General features: G+C 32.7%; 21 protein-coding genes and 1 riboswitch. Of the genes, 10 read left to right on the forward strand and 11 right to left on the reverse strand.

What is annotated here, in order from left to right; all coding sequences use genetic code 11:
• Nucleotide 1 precedes the first annotated feature (1 nt).
• The 6 genes from MQX03_RS07470 to MQX03_RS07495 form a co-directional block, all read right to left on the reverse strand.
• Entirely contained in the window at nucleotides 2-1,057 is a 1,056-nt protein-coding gene (locus MQX03_RS07470) for a hypothetical protein (RefSeq protein ID WP_242802353.1), read from the reverse strand.
• 51 nt (nucleotides 1,058-1,108) lie between these two features.
• Nucleotides 1,109-1,564: a hypothetical protein gene (locus tag MQX03_RS07475; RefSeq protein ID WP_242802354.1), complete on the reverse strand. Its 456-nt coding sequence runs from the start codon at nucleotides 1,562-1,564 to the stop codon at nucleotides 1,109-1,111.
• A 112-nt stretch (nucleotides 1,565-1,676) separates the two neighbouring features.
• Entirely contained in the window at nucleotides 1,677-2,111 is a 435-nt protein-coding gene (locus tag MQX03_RS07480; RefSeq protein ID WP_242802355.1) for a PaaI family thioesterase, read from the reverse strand.
• A gap of 41 nt (nucleotides 2,112-2,152) precedes the next feature.
• A complete protein-coding gene (locus MQX03_RS07485) occupies nucleotides 2,153-2,749 on the reverse strand; it encodes a 1-acyl-sn-glycerol-3-phosphate acyltransferase (protein WP_129534494.1) in 597 nt (198 codons plus the stop codon).
• A 302-nt stretch (nucleotides 2,750-3,051) separates the two neighbouring features.
• Nucleotides 3,052-4,794, reverse strand: coding sequence for a PspC domain-containing protein (locus MQX03_RS07490; RefSeq protein WP_242802356.1), 1,743 nt, complete (start codon nucleotides 4,792-4,794; stop codon nucleotides 3,052-3,054).
• A gap of 12 nt (nucleotides 4,795-4,806) precedes the next feature.
• Nucleotides 4,807-5,136, reverse strand: a complete 330-nt coding sequence (locus tag MQX03_RS07495) for a PadR family transcriptional regulator (protein WP_129534492.1) — start codon at nucleotides 5,134-5,136, stop codon at nucleotides 4,807-4,809.
• A gap of 293 nt (nucleotides 5,137-5,429) precedes the next feature.
• Here MQX03_RS07495 and MQX03_RS07500 point away from each other — a divergent pair, with 293 nt between their 5' ends.
• Together MQX03_RS07500 and MQX03_RS07505 are read left to right on the forward strand one after the other, a co-directional pair.
• Nucleotides 5,430-6,137, forward strand: coding sequence for an XAC2610-related protein (locus tag MQX03_RS07500; RefSeq protein WP_242802357.1), 708 nt, complete (start codon nucleotides 5,430-5,432; stop codon nucleotides 6,135-6,137).
• Nucleotides 6,115-6,705: an HD domain-containing protein gene (locus MQX03_RS07505; protein WP_129537216.1), complete on the forward strand. Its 591-nt coding sequence runs from the start codon at nucleotides 6,115-6,117 to the stop codon at nucleotides 6,703-6,705. Before MQX03_RS07500 ends, MQX03_RS07505 begins: the two co-directional genes overlap by 23 nt.
• Before the next feature lie 169 nt (nucleotides 6,706-6,874).
• Here MQX03_RS07505 and MQX03_RS07510 read toward each other — a convergent pair whose 3' ends face one another.
• From MQX03_RS07510 to MQX03_RS07525, 4 genes are all read right to left on the reverse strand, one after another.
• Nucleotides 6,875-7,258, reverse strand: a complete 384-nt coding sequence (locus tag MQX03_RS07510; RefSeq protein WP_129534490.1) for an acyl-CoA thioesterase — start codon at nucleotides 7,256-7,258, stop codon at nucleotides 6,875-6,877.
• 113 nt (nucleotides 7,259-7,371) lie between these two features.
• A riboswitch (cobalamin riboswitch) is annotated at nucleotides 7,372-7,552 on the reverse strand.
• A gap of 64 nt (nucleotides 7,553-7,616) precedes the next feature.
• A complete protein-coding gene (locus MQX03_RS07515) occupies nucleotides 7,617-8,414 on the reverse strand; it encodes a hypothetical protein (RefSeq protein ID WP_242802358.1) in 798 nt (265 codons plus the stop codon).
• A 31-nt stretch (nucleotides 8,415-8,445) separates the two neighbouring features.
• Nucleotides 8,446-9,108 carry an ATP-binding cassette domain-containing protein gene (locus MQX03_RS07520; RefSeq protein ID WP_242802359.1) on the reverse strand — a complete coding sequence of 221 codons (663 nt, stop codon included), beginning with the start codon at nucleotides 9,106-9,108 and terminating at the stop codon, nucleotides 8,446-8,448.
• A 394-nt stretch (nucleotides 9,109-9,502) separates the two neighbouring features.
• Nucleotides 9,503-9,814, reverse strand: coding sequence for a hypothetical protein (locus MQX03_RS07525; protein ID WP_242802360.1), 312 nt, complete (start codon nucleotides 9,812-9,814; stop codon nucleotides 9,503-9,505).
• Nucleotides 9,815-10,132: 318 nt separating this feature from the next.
• On the opposite strand from MQX03_RS07525, the gene MQX03_RS07530 reads away from it, so the two are divergent.
• The 6 genes from MQX03_RS07530 (at nucleotide 10,133) to MQX03_RS07555 (ending at nucleotide 18,097) form a co-directional block, all read left to right on the forward strand.
• A complete protein-coding gene (locus MQX03_RS07530) occupies nucleotides 10,133-11,752 on the forward strand; it encodes a helix-turn-helix domain-containing protein (RefSeq protein ID WP_242802361.1) in 1,620 nt (539 codons plus the stop codon).
• Nucleotides 11,753-12,236: 484 nt separating this feature from the next.
• On the forward strand, nucleotides 12,237-13,760 hold the full coding sequence (locus MQX03_RS07535; RefSeq protein ID WP_242802362.1) for a carbon-nitrogen hydrolase family protein: 1,524 nt from the start codon (nucleotides 12,237-12,239) through the stop codon (nucleotides 13,758-13,760).
• A 595-nt stretch (nucleotides 13,761-14,355) separates the two neighbouring features.
• Nucleotides 14,356-14,559, forward strand: a complete 204-nt coding sequence (locus tag MQX03_RS07540) for a hypothetical protein (protein ID WP_242802363.1) — start codon at nucleotides 14,356-14,358, stop codon at nucleotides 14,557-14,559.
• Between the two features lie 140 nt (nucleotides 14,560-14,699).
• Nucleotides 14,700-15,320 (forward strand): hypothetical protein, encoded by a 621-nt coding sequence (locus MQX03_RS07545; RefSeq protein ID WP_242802364.1) that lies wholly within the window; start codon nucleotides 14,700-14,702, stop codon nucleotides 15,318-15,320.
• 1 nt (nucleotide 15,321) lies between these two features.
• The gene (locus MQX03_RS07550; protein WP_242802365.1) at nucleotides 15,322-17,466 is read left to right on the forward strand and encodes a catalase; all 2,145 of its coding nucleotides are present in this window, start codon (nucleotides 15,322-15,324) and stop codon (nucleotides 17,464-17,466) included.
• A gap of 127 nt (nucleotides 17,467-17,593) precedes the next feature.
• Nucleotides 17,594-18,097: a CinA family protein gene (locus tag MQX03_RS07555; RefSeq protein WP_242802366.1), complete on the forward strand. Its 504-nt coding sequence runs from the start codon at nucleotides 17,594-17,596 to the stop codon at nucleotides 18,095-18,097.
• A gap of 96 nt (nucleotides 18,098-18,193) precedes the next feature.
• On the opposite strand, the gene MQX03_RS07560 is transcribed toward MQX03_RS07555, so the two are convergent.
• The gene (locus tag MQX03_RS07560) at nucleotides 18,194-18,802 is read right to left on the reverse strand and encodes a YciE/YciF ferroxidase family protein (RefSeq protein WP_242802367.1); all 609 of its coding nucleotides are present in this window, start codon (nucleotides 18,800-18,802) and stop codon (nucleotides 18,194-18,196) included.
• A 142-nt stretch (nucleotides 18,803-18,944) separates the two neighbouring features.
• Here MQX03_RS07560 and MQX03_RS07565 point away from each other — a divergent pair, with 142 nt between their 5' ends.
• Both MQX03_RS07565 and MQX03_RS07570 read left to right on the forward strand, forming a co-directional pair.
• Nucleotides 18,945-19,271 carry a hypothetical protein gene (locus MQX03_RS07565; RefSeq protein ID WP_242802368.1) on the forward strand — a complete coding sequence of 109 codons (327 nt, stop codon included), beginning with the start codon at nucleotides 18,945-18,947 and terminating at the stop codon, nucleotides 19,269-19,271.
• 74 nt (nucleotides 19,272-19,345) lie between these two features.
• Nucleotides 19,346-19,606 carry a SemiSWEET transporter gene (locus MQX03_RS07570; protein ID WP_242802369.1) on the forward strand — a complete coding sequence of 87 codons (261 nt, stop codon included), beginning with the start codon at nucleotides 19,346-19,348 and terminating at the stop codon, nucleotides 19,604-19,606.
• Nucleotides 19,607-19,754: the final 148 nt, after the last annotated feature.

Genomic DNA, 19,754 nt, shown 5'->3' on the forward strand with positions numbered 1-19,754 from the left:
ATTAGTCTATATATATCGATAGGAGACCTCCGATATTTGGATCTGAAACGGCTGTAATGGACTGACTCTGAACTTCAACATCATTAATGAATACTTTTGCCAAAATTCCAATACTTGGACCATCTTTATATCTGATGGTGTAAATTTGCTGGTTTTTCACGTTAAATCCACGAATTCTGTTATATCCATTCGGATCGTTTAATTGCACTAATGTATTATTTTTATAATAAAAATTATCTCCGATGTAATACTTATCATTATCAATCCAAATAATATCTAAAATTTCACTAGGAGGATTTAAAGGTAATGGTATGGTAGCATTTGTATTTATATTTTTCAAAGTCTTTTCACCTGTTAGTATATTTTTAATATAGGCATATATTCCGGTATTATCAGTATAAAAATCTTCAATTTGTGAGTCATTTGTCAGGGGGAAATATATGTTGTTTTTGTAAAATCCAGTTTCCCAAGTAAGTGGATTGTACTGATAATCTTTCCTGATTCCCAAATAAATTTCATTATTAATTAATTGATATCCTGCAGGGAATGTTACAGTTGTGTCATTTGAAATCATAAATTTCATTCCGTTTTTCCAATAATAATAAGTTTGAGTTGTTTGACTAGGTATAGAAGTGTCAGTAATTGATCCGCAAAAATATATATTTCCATTTTGAACAATCATTCTAGAAGAAATCTGAAAATAGTTACTTTGACTTGGATTTGGGACGCCCTCTAAATATTCATCTAAATTATGCTTTGTTCCATTTATCCATAAATACAAATGCTTAGATGGTAAATTTAAAATATATTCTGAGGTCATTGCTCCATACACGTAAACATTGTTGTTTTCAACTATAATTTGACTAGCGTATAATCCTGTACCATTACTAAGAATTACTTTTTGCCCGTTTTTCCAGTAACATGCCTGATTGTTCTCTGCTCCGGCAACATATATGTCTACAGAATTTACATTTTTCTCAAGCATTTCATCACTTTCACTTCTGCAAGAAAACATTATAGTCAAAATCAATAAAAATGGTAGAATTAAATTTCTCATGGTCGTTATTTTATTATTAAGATGCAAAAAACTGAAAAGGTTGCAGATGGGTTATTGGAATGAAACAGGTTTTGTACTTTTTGGTATTTTCACAATGTGATAGGGTTGCGTAACAACAGATGTTGCGTTTCCTGTCAGAAGTTTTTCAAGATCTACCACGATGCTTTGCGGGTTCTCATCTACGGTAATAATATCAATGGAATGTCCGCCATTTGAGAAAACCTGATCAAAAGTTGCGATAATCATAAACTGGTTAAAATCTATATTAGTTTCTGTAAAACTACCTGAAATATTATTAGAAGCATCTAAATTATTAAGGAGAGTATTCCACTGTGCAGAATTTGTGATGACCATATTTTGCTGCGGAATATTATTTCCAACCAAATCACCTTTCCCGATCTGTTGTACGGCTATCGGAGTTTTATATTCAGTATTTTCTTCATTATCTTTACAGGAGTTTAAGATAAAGAAAACTGAACAAAAGAATAGAAGTAGATAATTTTTCATAATTGATAATTTTTTGGTTACAATTATAAGATGAAAAAAACTCAAAAGGTTGCAGCAAGTATATAAAAAAAGACTCAAATAATTTGAGCCTTAAGTATTTTTACTTTAAATATTATCTGTTAATAATATTATTCGTCATCGTCGTATGATTGATCAGTTGACCTTTCTCGTCCCGTATTTCAATTTCAGAAACATGCATGGTCTTTCCTTTTCTGATGAATCTTGCAACTGCAGTTACAATTCCGTCTTTTTTGCTTCGTAAATGATTGGAATTGATATTGGTTCCCACGCCGAAATACTTGCTCCCATCTATGAAAATATTAGAAAGGCTCGACCCCATCGTTTCTGCTAAAACGCAACTTGCACCGCCATGCATAATCCCGAAAGGCTGATGGATTTTTGGTGAAACAGGCATTGTTGCAGTAAGCGTTTCATTTTCGATGTCGATATCGATGAATTGTATATCAAGAGTCTTTGCAAAAGTTTCCTCGCCCCAATTGTTGATGAATTCTAAAATTTCTTCTTTTGTTTTGCCTTCTGTGTACATATCTATAAGTAATGAGTAATTGGTAATGAGTAATTTTGTTTTTAGCTCTTCGCTTCTGCATCGTTTCCGATAATGTTCGGATTCCAATTGGCTGGTATTTTCGGTCCGATGTCGTTTTTGATATAGTAATTTTGAATTTCTTCCATCACTTCAAGGAAAGATGCAGTTTCTAATCTTTCATAGGGGATAGTGTAGCCTAAGTAAACAATATTTCTTTTAAAATCTCCTGCCGCTAAAACGATAGGAACTTTTGCTGCCAAAGCCATGTGATAAAAGCCTTTTCTCCATTTCGGAACCCAGCTTCTTGTGCCTTCCGGTGTGATTACCAAACTGAAATCATCTTTTTTAAATTCATTTGCAACAAAATTAATCAAATCATTTTTCTGGCTTCTGTCGATACCGATACCTCCTAGACCCCGTACAAGCGAACCATACCAGGCTTTTGTGTGAGCATCTTTGATAATGATTTTCAACGGTTTTTCTAAGGTCCAGTAAGCAAGATTTCCCAATATGTATTCCATGTTGTGGGTGTGGGGTGCCACCACCAGAATACAACGGTTCAGGCTATTTACATCGCCCTGAAGAACGACTTTCCAACCCAATATTTTTAATATCAATTTGCCTAATAGCTTTTTCATGAATTTAAATTTAAAACAAAAAAGTATAACCAATAATGGTTATACTCTACAAATATATTGAAATATTATGGCTCTTAAAATAATCCGCTGATTAAATCTGCGATTTTTACTGCAATTTCTAAAACTAATTGTACCATGATTTGATGTTTTTGTATTGGTTAATTTTTTTTACGAATATAAGACTATTTTAGCATATAAACCACTTATTAATGAAAATTTTTGCTATTTTTTTGAGAGTAGAAGGGTGTGGGTTTCAAACGGTTGCTCTACATCCACACCTTCCGCCACTCTCTCAAGTTTAATTATTTGGTTTTGATAGAAACTTCTTTTTTTCCGTCTTTTATTTTGATATCAACGTCTTTCATTTTATCAATGTTCATCTTCATCGTATCCATAATCTTTTTGGCTTCATCTTTTTGATATTTCTTGCCATTGATGATGACGCTGTCTCTGTCGTTATCGTTATATTCTATGGTAGAACCGTTGATTGAGATTTTGTTTTTCTCAATTGAAATATTTCCGTTTTCATTGTCGTTGTTGTCTTCTTCATCATTATCTTCTTCATCATTATCATTGATTCCGTTACCGTCTGTATCTCCGTCAAAATTGATTCCGTCTTTCTTCAAAGGAATTACAATTGAGTTTTGTGGAATTACCAATTCGTAATCAATGCTGTAATCTCTGAAACGGTGATCGTAAGGATATTTGATATAATTCGGAAGAATCACTTTGTTACCAACAATCTCCACAGGAACACTTGCATTAAGCGGGATATTGTATCCTTTCGCCTCCTTTTTAATAATTAAATAAGGGGTTTTGATATCTGCTTTTCTTGTAACGTCCACATGAATCCAGTCTTTCTCATAAACAGATATTTTATCAGAAAAAAGATCATCGTCGTATGCAGTGAAGTTCTGAGGGATTGTTACACTTTTCATGTCCACATAAATGGTGTCAGATAATGTATTGATGGCTACCTCTTCAGTGTCTTCTTTTTGTCCTTTTAAGAACATTTCTTTTTTTGCCATGCTCACTCCAAAATAAGTACCTAATGCAATAACTGCCAGAAAAAGAACTCCTATTACCCAACCAATGTTTCTCAGTTTAGTTTTTGGTGAGAAAATCTTGATGCTTAGCAAACTGAATAATATTGCAGGAATCAATGATGCTATAATGATTAGTGCAGTAAATACAGTGTACAATCCATCATCATCAAAAAGGAACTTCATTTCATTTGCTCCCGGAAAATTTGAATCTATTCCGAAAAGTCCGAATAACACAAATACTCCAATGATGCTTCCAAATGCAAAAAAGACAAATAATGCACCTATTAAATATTTTAGAATATTCCAAACACCGCTTCCTGCATTATTGATATGAGGTTTGTTTTCAATATAAATTTCTCCGGCTCTGGTAGTAGTTTCATTGGCAAACTGTACAATTTTGCTCGATTCTTCTTTCAGATTGTCAAAATTCAAAGGCTTTCCCTTCATTTTCAAAAAATCTGATGCGGTCTCTGCTTGCGGTAAAACAGCCCAAAGAATGAAATATAAAATAATCACTAGGAAAGATGATCCCGGTGCTACCCAAAGAAAGATAAATGCACCCACCCAGATTAATCTCATCCAAGTAATATCCATTCCTGAATAAGCGGCTAAACCTGCGCAAACTCCGGCAATCTTTTGTCTTTCAGGATCACGGAATAACTGTCTTTTATCAGTCTGTGTAGTTCCTGAGAAGTTATTTCTGTTTGAGTTTGTATTTTTCTCAGAATAATAAGCTTCTTCCTGTTCTTCAATTTTTTCAGGAGAACCGATTTGGGCAATTACCTTTTCTACATCACCATCGTTGATTACTTCACGTTTTCCTAAAGTATCTCTGAAGATTTCTACCATTCTGATTTCTATGTCGTGCATTACCTCGTCTGCTTCAGAAGCCTCTAGTGAGCTTCTAAGAGCGTTAAGATAATCGCTGAGCTTTATGTATGCGTGTTCTTCTATTGTGAAAGAAAAACCTGCGAGTCCTATTGAGAGTGTCTTGTTCATAGCTTTGTTTTTTTAAATTTTTTGAGTGATTTGGTTCACAGAATCTGTCAATTCTTTCCAGGTATTTTGCAGCTCGGCTAAAAAAGTTTCCCCTTTCTCTGTGATCTGATAATATTTTCTTGGCGGGCCTCCTGTAGATTCTTCCCATCTGTAAGAAAGAAATTCACCGTTTTTCAATCTTGTTAAAAGAGGGTAGAGGGTTCCTTCCACAACATCCAGTTTTCCTTTTTTCAGTTCATCTATTAAATCAGAAACATACATTTCGCGATTGTTGATAAGACTCAAAATACAGAATTCCAGAATCCCTTTTCGCATTTGCGCTTTGGTATTTTCAGTATTCATCTTTAGTAAGTTTTTGTTATTGAGTTATATAAAATCAGTTTTCGGTTCCTAGCTAGTTAAACCTTCTCCGATTCTACATTACAAAGATATGTAATTAAAATGGTAATATGCAATACAAAGTAGTGTAAATATTTTTAAATTTAATTTAAAGTGTTGATTTTTAGTTATATAAATTTTAAACTGATTTTGTATTCTGAATTATTTATACTTAAAAAAAGATATTTTAAAACCTAAATTTTCTATTTTTGCAATATATTATGTTAAATTGATACTCGGAAAAACAACTAAAAACAATGAAGTACAAATTTTTCTACCTGTTAAGTCTATTTGGAACTTTATGTTGGGCTCAGAATTATTTTGAATTAAATGAAATCTCTAAAAATTATCATGTGAGCATTGATATAGCCACATGTAATGAAAAAGAATGTTTTGGGAAATCATCCGTTAATTTGACAGATAAGAAAACATCAGAGAAATTTCCAGCCTTGATTTCAGATAATTTTACTTTTACCATTGAAACAGATTCATTAAATTTAAACAAAGCTAAATTTAACGAAGAACCGCAATCTTTAATTTTTGAAGATTTTAATTTTGATGGTTTTGAAGATCTAGCTTTGATTAATAAATTTTCAGATAATTCTGAGAAATCCATTTATGATATTTATACCTTTGATTCCATTCAAAAACAGTTTTTAATGAATGAAGGAATGACGACTGTGGTAAAAGATAATTCAGCAATGTTTACCGTAGATTCTGAAAGAAAAAGACTAATCATGTATTTGAAATCAGGATGTTGTTTACATATTACCAAAGAATATAACGTCATTCCGGAAAGAGATCCTTTAAAAGTATACGAATTTGAAGAAGACACCAGAGATCGGGAAACTGTAATCACAAAGAAAAGTGAGTTTATAGATTACAAATGGTTTACAAAGACGACAAAATATCCCAGAGAAGTTTATTATAAAGAAAATAATGATGAAAATACAGAAAGAAATTGATTTTATAGTCGCTATCGACGCTTTAAAAAATGTACAAAGAAGAAATTACAACGCTGACGATTCTAGAAGAGAAAATACAGCTGAACATTCCTGGCAGATTATCATTTTAGCTCAAATTCTATTTCCTTATGCGAAAAACAGAGCAGATATAGATTTGTTGAGAGTAATCAGAATGCTGTCAATTCACGATTTGGTAGAAATTGAAGCGGGAGATACTTTCCTTTTTGATGAAGCAGCAATGGTTGGGAAGTTTGAAAGAGAAAAGCTTTCTGCTAAAAATATTTTTGGAATTTTAGATGAACCCATTCGTTCAGAATTTTTCAATCTTTGGCTGGAATTTGAAGAGGAGCAAACTCCGGATGCAATTTTCGCGTGTGCTATTGATAGAATCATGCCTTTTATTCTCAACTCCCACACTTCCGGAAAAAGCTGGACAGAAGCTTCGGTAACTGAGAAACAAGTTAGAAATATGCTCGAAAATGCCATCAGCAGAGCATCCGATGAAATGGGAGAGGCTTTTCAGTTTTTAATGATTAAAAATCTTGAAACGGAGAAGGTTTTAAGATGATTTTAAAATAAATACTCTTACTAGATTATTCAAATTTTCATTTTAAGTTTGTCATTCCGCAGGAATCTAAATTCACTATATAGAGATGCTTCCAGTATGACAAAATAGATTTAAATATAAGAAGAAAATGGTTTCGGCGGGCCAAAGGCCCGCCGAAACCGCTCTGAATTTATAGTATTTGAATTGGTTTCTTAAATTCATCAATCGCTACAAAAGTAAAATCACCTACAATTGCCTTTTCTCTTTCGTAAGAATACATTTGCTCAGTATAGATTTCGACATTCACTTTCATACTAGTTTTTCCGACATAAATTACTTTCCCGATTAGTTCAACAATCGTTCCGGCAGGAATTGGTTTTTTAAAGTCAATTTTATCGCTGCTTACGGTTACCACTCTTTTTCTTGCAAAACGGGTAGCGGTAATAAAGGCAACTTCATCCATTAATTGCATGGCTGTTCCACCGAAAAGTGTGTCGTAATGATTGGTGGTGTTGGGGAAAACCGCTTTAAAAATTCGGGTCTCGGAAGCTTCAATTCTTTCTTCTGTAGTCATATTTCATTATTAAATTAAAACGAAATGAAATACATTGAAACAAACAGATAGTTCAGGAACAAGAAATTCCTGAGATAAACCATAAGATCAACAAACTTCAAATCGCGAAAGTTTTTTGTCTAAAGAAATAGGCAGGTCTCCTGACTTGTAACATCTTTATTTCCTTCCCATGCCTTTTACACAGTGGATTTTAATAAAGACTTCTGTTACTTTACAGTTGCGCGACAGTTCGTGATTTTCACACGATTCCCTTTTCATCTGCGGTTAGGCAGAACCAATTTCCTGAAAATTATAAGCATGAGGTATTAGCCAAAAGCTCAATTCTTTTCGGATGCAAAAATAATGATAAATAGATGAATTATTCAGGATTTTTAAAAATAATCTGGCTGATTACTTTTCCCTCTTTGATTGTCCAAAGCGTCGTGTATCTATTCGCTCCAGAACCGTTGATCATATAAAGAAAAATATGGTCGTTATCGATTGACGTTACTCCAATGCTCTCAAAATTCATGGTTGGCTGAAACATGTTTTTAATGGCTTCACGCACAAAAACAGAACCTCTTCCCGGTTGTTGTACTCTGATCGATTTTATTTCGGTCATCCCTTCAGGCAATTCTTTATCAATTCCCCAAGGTTTTACTTTGTCGATGGTTGCAATATTTCCGTCAGCATCTTTTACCTGTTTACGGAAACCTGCATTAGAAGGATAAATGTCAATCACCACTTTACTTCTTTGTGCTGTAGGAATTTTAGGATTGCTGTTATCAGTGAAAATCAATGATTTTCCGTTTTTAGATTTTGATGGCGTGTATTTTGGAAGCTGATCAATGAAGGCAATACGGTTCTTATTGACCATTCCTTCTTTGGTTAGGCTGTCATATCTTACAAAAGGTTTTTCTATTTCTGCTTTTTCAGGATATTTTATCCAGATCCATTCTGTTTCGCCAGGAGCAGGCTTTACATAAACAAAAACATCACCTCTTTTCATTCTGATTTTATCTACGATTTTACGATAATCTTCTTTGTGTACACGCACCATCGCATAGCCTTCCTCGGCTTTTACAACGCCAAAAGGAACTTTGCTTTGTGCAAAAATCAACGAAAAAGAAAATATACTGAATATCGATAGGTAGATTGTTTTGTTTATAAACGTCATTATAAAGAGTATTTATGGCCAAAGATATAAATTAAATATTTTTTGGAAGGTAATTAAACCTTTTCAATTCTGTTAAATCTTTAATAGGCTTTAAATAAGAGTCAGATAACAAATATACCTCGTCCGAAATGTCTAAAACATCTTGGTATAAATGATCAGAAATAATAAAACCTTTGAACTGCGACTGTTCTTTAATCAAATCTTTTACTATTGAAACAATTTTTGGCGAAAGACTATGGAATGGCTCGTCAAGTAAAATAAATTCTGCTGACGAATATATAATGAGCAAAACTTCTAAAAGTCTGATCTCACCACCAGATAATTTATTGGGAGTTGTATTAGTGAGAGGTTTGATTAGATCCAAATTTCTAAGTTTTTTTGCATTTTCATGATTACAGAAGACTTTAATTAAGTTTTCAACTTTTACATTTTTTGGTAAAAATGGATATTGTGGTAAATAAGCAATTCTGTTTTTCCTGTCAAACTGATTTTTCAGTATAGTATCATTAAATTTGATATATTGAGTATCGCCTTTCAATGTTCCGAAAATAATCTGAAATAAAGTTGATTTTCCACATCCGTTTCTGCCTAGAATACTTACGATTTTACCTGTTTCACAAGACAAATAAACATCTTGTAAAATTTTCTTTTCACTAAATGATTTTGTAATGCTGTCGATGTGAAGACTGCTCATAAAAATGCGGTTGATGTTTTAATGAAGAATCCGAAAGACAAGGTGAATGTCCATAGAAAGGCTTTTGAGAATCCGAAATTTGCATAAAAGCAATATTCATTTTTAAGTCTTAATTCATAGATGAAAAAATGCATCACTGGGAAAATGAATAAAAAACATAATCCAAAACTTTTACAGCTCATCCCTGCTGCAAAATTAAGTATCAATGAAAACAGAACTGTCGGAATGAGCAGTTTTTTATAAAAAATCCATAGAATTTTAATGAATGTCTGCATTATATGAAAAAGCAATTATAAATTTTTCGAATGTAGTTTTAATTGTTAAATAATGAAAAAAGCAAAACTATGGATAGTTTTGCTTTTTTGCTATATATAACTGTTTGGTGTAAATGTTCTTAGTTTTGTCCTTTCCAATGAGTGCTATTTTTAGGGGGATCAGTTACGTCTATGATTTTTATAGAATCATTTAATCTCCAATGCGTACCATTTTTTGGAGGGTCACTTGGTGTTATACCTGTATCGGTAGAATCGGAACTTTTACTATAGGAAATGCTATCAGATTTTTTAGATGTTTTTTTTTCTACAATGTCTTTAGATTGTAATTCGATAAACTTTAATTCAGTTACGGGTAAATCTTCATCTTGACGACAAGACACAACAGAAATACTTATAATCGCAAAAGCTATGAAAAGATATTTTTTTATCATGATGCAAGATTTAAAAGGACTGAACTATTTTTTACAAAGATAGATATGTAAAGTACTTATTACAAGTTAATCTAAGGTTAATTTATAAATATGGCTGTAAAAATTTATAAATGTTTACTTTTAATTATTTGTAAAACAATGTTTTATGAGTTTTTTGAAAGTTGAATTTTATTTACTTGTCAGCATTGTGGTTATGAATGAATTTGCTTATTTTTGGCTATGATTTTTAATTATACATATCCAATGATAAAGAGAATGCTGGCGCTTTGCTTTTGTTTTTTCGCGTCATTTTTATTTTCGCAGGATATCTATTCCGAATTGCGAAAAAAATATTGGGGATATGAAGAGAACGACGGTCGTGCTTTTGTTTACTTAAATCAATACATTAAAAAAGCTAAATCTGAAAAAAATTATCCTGAATTATTTCAAGGATACAAAGATGCTATATTGTTTTCTAAAGAACAAAAAATACAATATTCAGATAGTGCAATTTCTGCAGCAAAAAAGTCTGGTAACAATGATTTGATAGGTGATTCCTATCTTGGTAAGGGTGCTATTTATTATTTCAATCACAGGAAATTTCAGTCTGCTTTAAATGAATATTTGACAGCTTATGAATATTTAAAAGATTCGAAAAATGATTTTTTAAAGTATCAAAATCTATATCATATTGGCGTTGTAAAAAGTTATTTAGGCTACTATGACGAGGCTTTGCAGATTTTTAAAGAGTGTATTGCTTACTTTGAGACCAATGCTAAAGGCGATTTTCATGAAAATCTTATTTACAATAATAAAAAAGGATATCTCAATTCACTTCATCAGGCAATTATTTGTTATCAGGCTTTAGGGAAATTTGACGAGGTGCAAAATCTGCTTGAACTCGCTGAAGAATCTACTCCTAAAACTAAAGACTTCAGTCTTGAAAACAGCTACTTTAAGAAAAGTTTAGGTGTATTAAATTTTTCAAAAAAAAATTATAAAGAAGCTATCTTAGAGTTTAATCAATCGCTTCCTGGGCTTCTGAAAGTGAATGATTTCACTTGGGCATCTTATGTTTACTTTTATAAAGGAAAAAGTTATACAAATCTCGGTGACAAAGAATTAGGTGTTGAAAATTATAAAAAGGTAGATTCTATATTTAATAAACATCAATTCATACTTCCTGAATTACGGAGTAATTACGAAGAGCTTATTAATTACTATAAAAAGCAAAATAATTCTGAAAATGAATTGTATTACACTAATCAGCTTCTGAAAGTAGACAGTATTATATCTTCAGACTTCAAATATCTCTCCACTCGTATTTATAAAGATTACGATACGAAACAATTATTAGAGGTAAAAGAAAATCTCGAAAAGACAAACACTTTAGGAATTGGTTTATTGGTTATTTGCGGTATTGTTATCATATTGCTGGGTTTTATGATGTTTTACAGAAATAGAAAACAAAAACAAATACAGCAAAAGTATGAAGAGCTATTGGTGAAAATAGAAGATGAAAAATTGTCTGATGCTGTTGCTGTCAATGAGCCGCTAAAATTCGATGAAAGTAAAAATGTAAAACTCGATCAGAATATTGTAGAGAAATTGTTGAAAGATATCAGCGCTTTTGAAGCTAACGAAGGCTTCCTTGAGCGTGGATTGACGCTGAAAAAACTGGCCGAGCACTTCAAAACCAATACTTCTTATCTTTCACAAGTTATTAATGAATATAAAGGAAGTAATTTCAGTGTTTATATTAATGTTCTTAGAATCAATTATGCTACGCAAAAAATTTATCATGAGAAAGAGTGGAGAAAATACTCAATCGAGCATGTTGCCTCAGCTTCTGGATTCAGTAATAGACAAAGTTTTTCTAATATTTTCCTTGAAATAAACGGAATAAGACCTGTTGATTTTATCAAAAAAAGAGTGAAGGAATTAGAAGTTGGTGAATAAAGAAAATAATAAAAAGTTTCAACGTATATAAAAGTAGATGCCCAGATTGTGAAATCTGGGCATACTACTAATAGAAACTAAGTGATGAAACAATATATTTTAATGTGATAATGATGAATGTTCAATTTTGATAAGACAATCTTAGATTACTTTGTATCATGTCTGTCAATTATTATAATGCTAAAGTATAAAGTTTTACAATCTATTGCAAGGTGATGTTGGGCGCATTTATAAATGTTTACGTAGTAATTTATAAATCGATACGGATTTTATGTATTGTAAATCATTATTATTCAGATGCTTATAATGTAATGTGGATGAGGTTGTAAAATTCATATTTCTATTTTTAAATTATCTAGACTTTATTAGAATTTTGTAAAATTTATTTTAAAATCATCAATTCCCTCAGATACTTTAACTTTTATTAAGCAGTCTTCCGCCCTCTGTTCTCGCAAATTTCCTTAACTTTAGTAAAAATAAATTTATGCAGATAGATACTCGTACACTGAATATTGATGATTATGATGAATTGGTTTCGGCAATGCGTCGGGCTTATCCGAAAATGTCCGAATACGTTTGGTCTAAGAAAAGCATTTTAAAGCTTACCAAAATTTTTGAAGCCGGCCAGATTTGTATTACTGTTGACGGGAAAATTGCTGCGGTTGCGCTTTCTATCGTGGTTAATTATGAAGAATTCGATGATGAACATACTTACAGTGACATTACAGGGAATTATACTTTTAATACCCATTCTTCAACCGGAAATGTATTGTACGGAATTGAAATTTTTGTAGATCCTGTTTATCGTGAGTTGAGATTAGGGCGAAGATTGTATGATGCAAGAAAAGAATTGTGTGAGCAATTAAATTTAAAATCAATTATTCTGGGCGGAAGAATTCCTGATTATCATAAATACAGTCACGAGATTTCCCCAAGAGAATACATCAGAAGGGTAAGAGATAAAGAAATTTATGATCCTGTGCTTTCTTTTCAGCTTTCCAATAATTTTTTACCAATCAGAGTTCTGAAAAAATATTTACCTGAAGATGAGGCTTCCAGAGAAAATGCTGTTTTGCTTCAGTGGAATAATATTTATTACAGCAAAAAACCAAATACAATGCAGGATAGTACTATTCGATTGGGTTTGGTGCAGTGGCAGATGAGGCATTTCAAAGACATCAATGCGTTTTATGAGCAGGTAGAATTTTTTGTAAATGTGATGGGAGATTACAAGTCTGATTTTGTGCTTTTCCCGGAGTTATTTAACACACCTCTGCTTGCACCTTTCAATAATCTTTCGGAGCGTGATAGTATGATTGAGCTGGCAAAAATTACGGATCAGATTAAAACTAAAATTTCTGAGCTGGCAATCAGCTACAACGTCAATATCATTTCCGGAAGTATGCCTGTTTTTGAAAATAATGATTTATATAATGTAAGTTACCTTTTGCATCGTGACGGGCGGATAGACGAATATAGAAAAATTCACATTACGCCAAACGAAAGAAAATATTATGGAATGAAAGGCGGGAGCGAAATCAAAGTTTTCGATACCGATTGCGGAAAAATTGGTTTGGTGATTTGCTACGATGTTGAATTTCCAGAATTACCAAGGCTATTAGCCGATCAGGGAATGAAAATTCTTTTCGTTCCATATCTTACCGATACTCAAAATGCGTATATGAGAGTGCGTCATTGTGCTGCGGCAAGAGCTATTGAAAACGAATGTTATGTAGCCATTGCAGGCTGTGTCGGGAATTTGCCTGGTGTTAACAATATGGATATTCAGTTTGGTCAGGCTGCCGTATTTACGCCTTCAGATTTTGCTTTTCCATCGAATGCGGTGAAAGGTGAGGCGACACCAAATACAGAGATGACGTTGATTGTGGATGTAGATTTAAATCTTTTAAAAGATCTTCATTATCACGGTTCGGTTCAGATTCTGAACGATAGACGAAAAGATTTATATGAAACTTATCTTATTAAAGACAAAAATCCAATAATCTAGATTATATAAATTAATCCCCATTTTAAATAGAAATGGGGATTTGTTTTAGTTAAAAATTATCCTGCTATTAAAATCGGTTGTTGTGTAGCAATAAAGATGCTTTCATTTTGTCTTCCTCCTTCACTGATTTCTGATTTTAAGTAATTCAATTGGTAATTACTATCTCGATTTTTATAAAATTTTCTTCTGTAAAATCTTTGTGTGCTATGATAATGGTTTTAGTGTTTATTTGAGTTTTAATAAATTCATGATTTAAATATTTCATCAAGCAAAAATCCCTAAACATATTGTTCAGGGATTTCATTTATTAATATGATGTGAATTTGGTTAACTTTCTTTCTTTCTTTCTTATCATTTGTTTAAATGTTATTTTCAAATTTTGTGCCTAAAAAATAGATTATCCGAAATAAAGCATAAAAATTTCATGTTGGCATTACTAATGTATAAAAATTAGTGTTGTAGTTGTTATTAAAATATTATGGTTTGGAAAAATTTAATTATAATTTAATATTTATATGAATAATAAATTGTGATTCAAATCATAAGACAAGCGTAAGATTAATTTATACATTTGAAATACACCAAATACCAAAATATGAAAACGATATTTTTCTCACTGCTTGTCACGAGTATTACTCTGATGAGTTGCAAAAAAGAATTGCAAAACACTGCGACCAATTCAGATTCAATTACAACCGCTGATACTGTAAGCAAGATTCCGGTGTCTGCTCCTATAGATACATTAGTTGCGGCTCCAAAATCTGATACAGCATCTTTGAAGAAAGATTCTGCTAAATAACTGAGATTTTTAGCGGTTCATTTCATAACTGAAATTCCAAGAAAAGTTTTCGCAGCGTAATAATGATGCTTTATTACGTTGTTAATTGGAATAAGACAGTTTACAAAATCATTTTAATCATCCATGCATTTTAAAAAAATATGAAATACAAAATAGATGTTCGGCATTTGGTACTTATCAACAATAAAGGCTCTGAAAATAATGCAATATCCTTTCTACTTTGTAATTCTGAAACTGAAGCTTTCGACAAGTTTAGGAAACTATCACAAAAGCTATTACAAATAAATAATTGGAAAGTAAGTGCAGGTAAAAATCCAACCGAGTTTTATATCTACCACAATGAAAAGGAGAAGTCAACAATTGCTCAATTGAATGATTTAGTAAAAATAAAAATGCCTGCTCCGAAAAATAATTTAGGAAAAGGTTTTGACTGGGTGAAAGTGAATCAAATTCAGACAATAGAGCAGAAAGAGGTAAAAGCTTTTTTAATACAGATGAAACCCCATTCTTGTCCTGAGAATTCGAGTGGAAGCATCGCACATTTTTATAAAGGTCAAGCTTCAAATACTTTTATTTTGGCCAAAAAAGATAAAACTCTGCAATTAAGCATTCATGGAAGAAATGAAATGCCTAATACAACTAAAGTAGGATTTATGGATGTTTTGAGAAATTTATTTGTTGCAAGCGGAGGAATTTTTGGAGGAAGCAAAATTCAATGGCAGGATTTCACAGAAGAATTTTTAAAAAATAAAACTATATAATATGGACAATAAAGACTTTAAACCAAATGAAAAGCTGAATCAGCTTCAAGATCACACAACAGATAATCAGGATACGAAACTGACAACCAATCAGGGATTAAAAGTCAACAACAATCAGGATTCACTAAAGACTGATCAAAGGGGTGCAACTTTGTTGGAAGATTTTATTTTAAGAGAAAAAATTACGCATTTCGATCACGAGAGAATTCCAGAAAGAATTGTTCATGCAAGAGGTTCTGGTGCTCATGGGGTTTTTAAACTGAATAAAAGTTTAGCCAAATACACTAAAGCAAAATTTTTAAATGATGTTGATAAAGAAACACCTGTTTTTGTAAGATTTTCTACCGTTGCCGGAAGTGCCGGAAGTACAGATTTGGCAAGAGACGTAAGAGGTTTTGCGGTAAAATTCTATACCGAAGAAGGAAATTATGACTTGGTAGGAAACAATATTCCTGTATTCTTTATTCAGGATGCGATGAAATTTCCGGACTTGGTACATGCGGTAAAACCAGAACCTGATAATGCTATTCCGCAGGCTGCCTCAGCGCACGATACATTTTGGGATTTTATATCATTAATGCCCGAAAGTATGCACATGATTATGTGGGCAATGAGCGACCGTGCCATCCCGAGAAGTTACAGAATGATGGAAGGTTTCGGGGTGCATTCATTTAAATTTATCAACAGTGAAGGTTCCGTTCATTTCGTTAAATTTCATTTTAAACCTAAATTAGGTGTGCATTCTGTTGCATGGAGTGAAGCACAGAAGATTTCAGGTACAGACCCAGATTTTCACAGAAGAGATCTTTGGGAATCTATTGAAAATGGTGCTTTTCCTGAATGGGATTTTGGAGTACAAATTATTCCTGAAGAAAATGAGCACGATTTTGATTTTGATCTTCTTGATCCTACAAAATTAGTTCCTGAAGAATTGGTTCCTGTTCAGCTTGTCGGAACTTTAACTTTAAACAGAAATCCTGATAACTTTTTTGCAGAAACAGAGCAGGTGGCATTTCACCCAGGGCATTTGGTTTCGGGAATTGATTTCTCTAATGATCCGCTTTTGCAGGGAAGATTATTTTCTTACACAGATACACAGCTATCAAGATTAGGATCACCTAATTTTCACGAAATTCCGATCAATAGATCAATCAATACAGTTCACAATAATCAGCGTGACGGGCACATGAGACAGCAGATTATAAAAGGCAAAGTAAGTTATGAACCCAATTCTATTGGTGGAGGATGTCCTTTTCAGGCAATGATGAAAGAGGGCGGATTTACATCAAATAACGAAAGGGTAGACGGGCATAAAATAAGAGCAAGAAGCGACAGTTTTGTTGATCATTATTCTCAGGCAAAAATGTTTTTAAACAGTCAGTCAGCACCGGAAAAAACTCACCTTCAGAATGCCTTGATATTTGAATTGTCAAAAGTGACCATCTTAGAAATCAGAGAAAGAGTCGTTGGGCAATTGGCGTTCATTGATGCTGAACTTGCTGCGAATGTTGCTGAAAAAGTAGGTGTTGAAGTTAAGAAACTGGAAATGCCTAATCAAAGCATTCCTGCCGATGCCGATGCCGCAAGTTTACAGAGCGAAGAAAGAGAACCGGAAACTAAAAGTTCGAAGGCTCTAAGCATGAAAAATACAGTGAAAGATACGATCGAAAGTCGTATAATTGGTTTCATTATGGCAGACGAAGTAAATACTCAGGCTGTAAAATCTTTAAAAAGTAAGCTGGAAAGTGAAGGAGCGGTTGTTCAGATCATTGCACCAAGTGTTGCACCGGTGAAAGCTGATGACGGAAGTAAATTTGAACCAAAACATTCGATTACAAGTACAGCAAGTGTATCTTTCGATGCTTTATACATCTGTTCAGGTGAAAAATCTGCCAAGGAATTGATGCATCCGGAAAGAAAACCGATTGTTACAGAATTCATCAACGAAGCGTACAAACATTGCAAGGCAATCTATTTTGGGAAAGATACTGACGAAATATACAATGTAACCAGAATCAGCGCCAAAAAACATGAAGATCCGGCAATCATCAATACTTCAGGAGGCGATTCTGATGAGAAATTTATTTCAGCAATTGCCAAACACAGAGTTTGGGATCTTGAGAAAGAGCGTAACTCTATGGCATAGAAATAGATAGATTCTCATTACATCCAACCAATATATTATGAAAGCAGCAGTTTTTCGTTCTTCATTTTTCCTATATGAACATGAGATTGCAGATGCTAAAATTTAATCAAACTAAAATTTTACTATTATGGAATTTCAAAAAAAAATATTAGAATACATCAGCGAATGTATGATGACAACTGGTGAAACAGTTGCTGTTGCCGAAAGTGTAACTTCCGGAATGCTTCAATTGGCTTTTTCACAGATGCCCAATGCATCAATGTTTTATAAAGGTGGGATGACCGCATTTACTTTAGCGGAAAAAGTGAGACTTTTAAACGTAGACAAGCGGGAAGCCGAAAACAGCGATTGTGTATCAGAAAATATAGCAGACACGATGGCGCTGAATGTTGCGAAATTATTCGAAAGCGACTGGTCAATTGCAACAACAGGATATTGCACTCCTGTCAGACATTCGACGTACAGTGTTTACGCACATTATACAATTGCTTACAAAGGTGAAATTATTGTATCAAAAAAACTAGAGCTTCATCCAAAAACTCAGGCGTTGAATGCGCAACTGTATTATGCGGAATTTATTTTAGGTTGCTTCAAAAGTGAATTGAATAATCTGCTTATTTTAAATAATTAATATAAAAGCTTTCAATATTTTGTAACCATATCAATCAAAAAATTCCTCAATTTATATTGAGGAATTTCTTTTTGACTTAATTTTGATTTTGAAAAACTATTTTGCCTTGCTGTTCAGCGCTGTGTCTGCAATCGTTGACAATAATTTATCGCAATTTTTTTCTTCTTTTAAAGTTGCTAAAAAGTTGCTTAGGCATTTTTTCTCTTTTAAAACTTTCGCATAAGCTGCAAGACTTCCGTAGGTCGCAATCTCATAATGTTCTACTTTTTGAGAAGCAGCAATGATTCCTACATCACGAATAGCGCCAACCTTTGTTTCTTCCATGATGCCATTTCCTTCATCTAATAATCCTTGCATCGCGTCGCATTTTTTGGCTTCCGGTTTTAACCCTAAAGACTTGAAGCATTCTTCTAATCTCATTACATGAACTTTCGTTTCAGCTAAATGTGAAGAAATTGCATTTTTCAAATCCGGATGCGTTGCATTTTTCTCCATTTTCGGAAGTGCTTTTGTCAAGGCTTTTTCTGCCCAATAAATGTCTTTCAATACGTCTTCAAAGAATTCTCTTAAATCTGCAGAAGCATCTTTTTTAGCTGGTGTTTTAGAAGATTTTGATGCTGTGCTTTTTGAAGCAGTCGGTTTTTTTGGTGCTACAGTTTTCTTGGGAGCTGTAGTTTTTTTAACTGTTGCTGTTTTAGTTGCCATATTGTTTTATTTTAGTGATTTTATATTGTGTTTTATTATTCAATTTTAAGACCAAAAAAGTTTTTAAATGATATAAATAAAGAAAAGCTTTGTGTCAGTTTTAATGGCAAGTGTTTTGTTTAATCAATCTCAAACAAATCACATGAATAATAAAGTAAAAATAGCTCTGGCATTAATTGCCGGGGGTACGGCAATTCTCCTTAATCAAAGAAGAAAGAAACTGAGTCGAAAAGTAAAAACTTTTACTACACCAGACGGAACTACCTACAAGGAAAATCAAATTTATCGTAATTCAGAAGGTAAAGCTTATAGAAATGGTAAAGTTGTGCATTTCGATACTTTAGAATTTGAAAATGAACCTCATTCAAATAATGCTTTTAGTCACTTGCATGATGATAAACTTTCAAAAAATTATCAGGCGAAACCTCAAAATGTTGATTATCATCAAAGAGGGAAGAGGCATCGCTAAATTATTTAAAAATAAAATGAGCGGTTGTGATTGAGGTCATAGCCGCTTACTGTTTAACTCAGTATATTTAGATTATGGATGTAAATATTTTAGGGATAGTAGCAGGATTTCTCACTTCAATTGCCATGATTCCGCAGTTGATTAAAGTTATCAAAGAAAAAAACGTCGAAGATTTATCTTGGGTTATGATTTTGGTCTTAATCTGCGGGCTCTCTCTGTGGGTTTGGTACGGATTTATTCAGGATGAATTACCTATTATTATTTCAAATGCCTTTGCTTTATTGGTGAATTTAACTTTGTTTATTTGCTATCTATTATTTAGAAAAAAATCTTAAAAATATTATCTTGACAACTTTATTACCTAATAGAAAGAATTATTCTAATTAATCTGATTTTAGTTAAATATTCCTGATAAATATCAGTTAATTATTGGGATTTGTGCAAAAATCATAATGTTACGTTAATAATACATCAATTTTTGAA

This window comes from Chryseobacterium aahli, assembly GCF_022699665.1.
GTDB lineage: Bacteria > Bacteroidota > Bacteroidia > Flavobacteriales > Weeksellaceae > Chryseobacterium > Chryseobacterium aahli.

Excerpts from the sequence above, each read along its gene's own strand:
- MQX03_RS07470 (WP_242802353.1), bottom strand. The coding sequence starts at position 1,057 with ATGAGAAATTTAATTCTACCATTTTTATTGATTTTGACTATAATGTTT.
- MQX03_RS07475 (WP_242802354.1), bottom strand. The coding sequence starts at position 1,564 with ATGAAAAATTATCTACTTCTATTCTTTTGTTCAGTTTTCTTTATCTTA.
- MQX03_RS07480 (WP_242802355.1), bottom strand. The coding sequence starts at position 2,111 with ATGTACACAGAAGGCAAAACAAAAGAAGAAATTTTAGAATTCATCAAC.
- MQX03_RS07485 (WP_129534494.1), bottom strand. The coding sequence starts at position 2,749 with ATGAAAAAGCTATTAGGCAAATTGATATTAAAAATATTGGGTTGGAAA.
- MQX03_RS07490 (WP_242802356.1), bottom strand. The coding sequence starts at position 4,794 with ATGAACAAGACACTCTCAATAGGACTCGCAGGTTTTTCTTTCACAATA.
- MQX03_RS07495 (WP_129534492.1), bottom strand. The coding sequence starts at position 5,136 with ATGAATACTGAAAATACCAAAGCGCAAATGCGAAAAGGGATTCTGGAA.
- MQX03_RS07500 (WP_242802357.1), top strand. The coding sequence starts at position 5,430 with ATGAAGTACAAATTTTTCTACCTGTTAAGTCTATTTGGAACTTTATGT.
- MQX03_RS07505 (WP_129537216.1), top strand. The coding sequence starts at position 6,115 with ATGAAAATACAGAAAGAAATTGATTTTATAGTCGCTATCGACGCTTTA.
- MQX03_RS07510 (WP_129534490.1), bottom strand. The coding sequence starts at position 7,258 with ATGACTACAGAAGAAAGAATTGAAGCTTCCGAGACCCGAATTTTTAAA.
- MQX03_RS07515 (WP_242802358.1), bottom strand. The coding sequence starts at position 8,414 with ATGACGTTTATAAACAAAACAATCTACCTATCGATATTCAGTATATTT.
- MQX03_RS07520 (WP_242802359.1), bottom strand. The coding sequence starts at position 9,108 with ATGAGCAGTCTTCACATCGACAGCATTACAAAATCATTTAGTGAAAAG.
- MQX03_RS07525 (WP_242802360.1), bottom strand. The coding sequence starts at position 9,814 with ATGATAAAAAAATATCTTTTCATAGCTTTTGCGATTATAAGTATTTCT.
- MQX03_RS07535 (WP_242802362.1), top strand. The coding sequence starts at position 12,237 with ATGCAGATAGATACTCGTACACTGAATATTGATGATTATGATGAATTG.
- MQX03_RS07540 (WP_242802363.1), top strand. The coding sequence starts at position 14,356 with ATGAAAACGATATTTTTCTCACTGCTTGTCACGAGTATTACTCTGATG.
- MQX03_RS07545 (WP_242802364.1), top strand. The coding sequence starts at position 14,700 with ATGAAATACAAAATAGATGTTCGGCATTTGGTACTTATCAACAATAAA.
- MQX03_RS07550 (WP_242802365.1), top strand. The coding sequence starts at position 15,322 with ATGGACAATAAAGACTTTAAACCAAATGAAAAGCTGAATCAGCTTCAA.
- MQX03_RS07555 (WP_242802366.1), top strand. The coding sequence starts at position 17,594 with ATGGAATTTCAAAAAAAAATATTAGAATACATCAGCGAATGTATGATG.
- MQX03_RS07560 (WP_242802367.1), bottom strand. The coding sequence starts at position 18,802 with ATGGCAACTAAAACAGCAACAGTTAAAAAAACTACAGCTCCCAAGAAA.
- MQX03_RS07565 (WP_242802368.1), top strand. The coding sequence starts at position 18,945 with ATGAATAATAAAGTAAAAATAGCTCTGGCATTAATTGCCGGGGGTACG.
- MQX03_RS07570 (WP_242802369.1), top strand. The coding sequence starts at position 19,346 with ATGGATGTAAATATTTTAGGGATAGTAGCAGGATTTCTCACTTCAATT.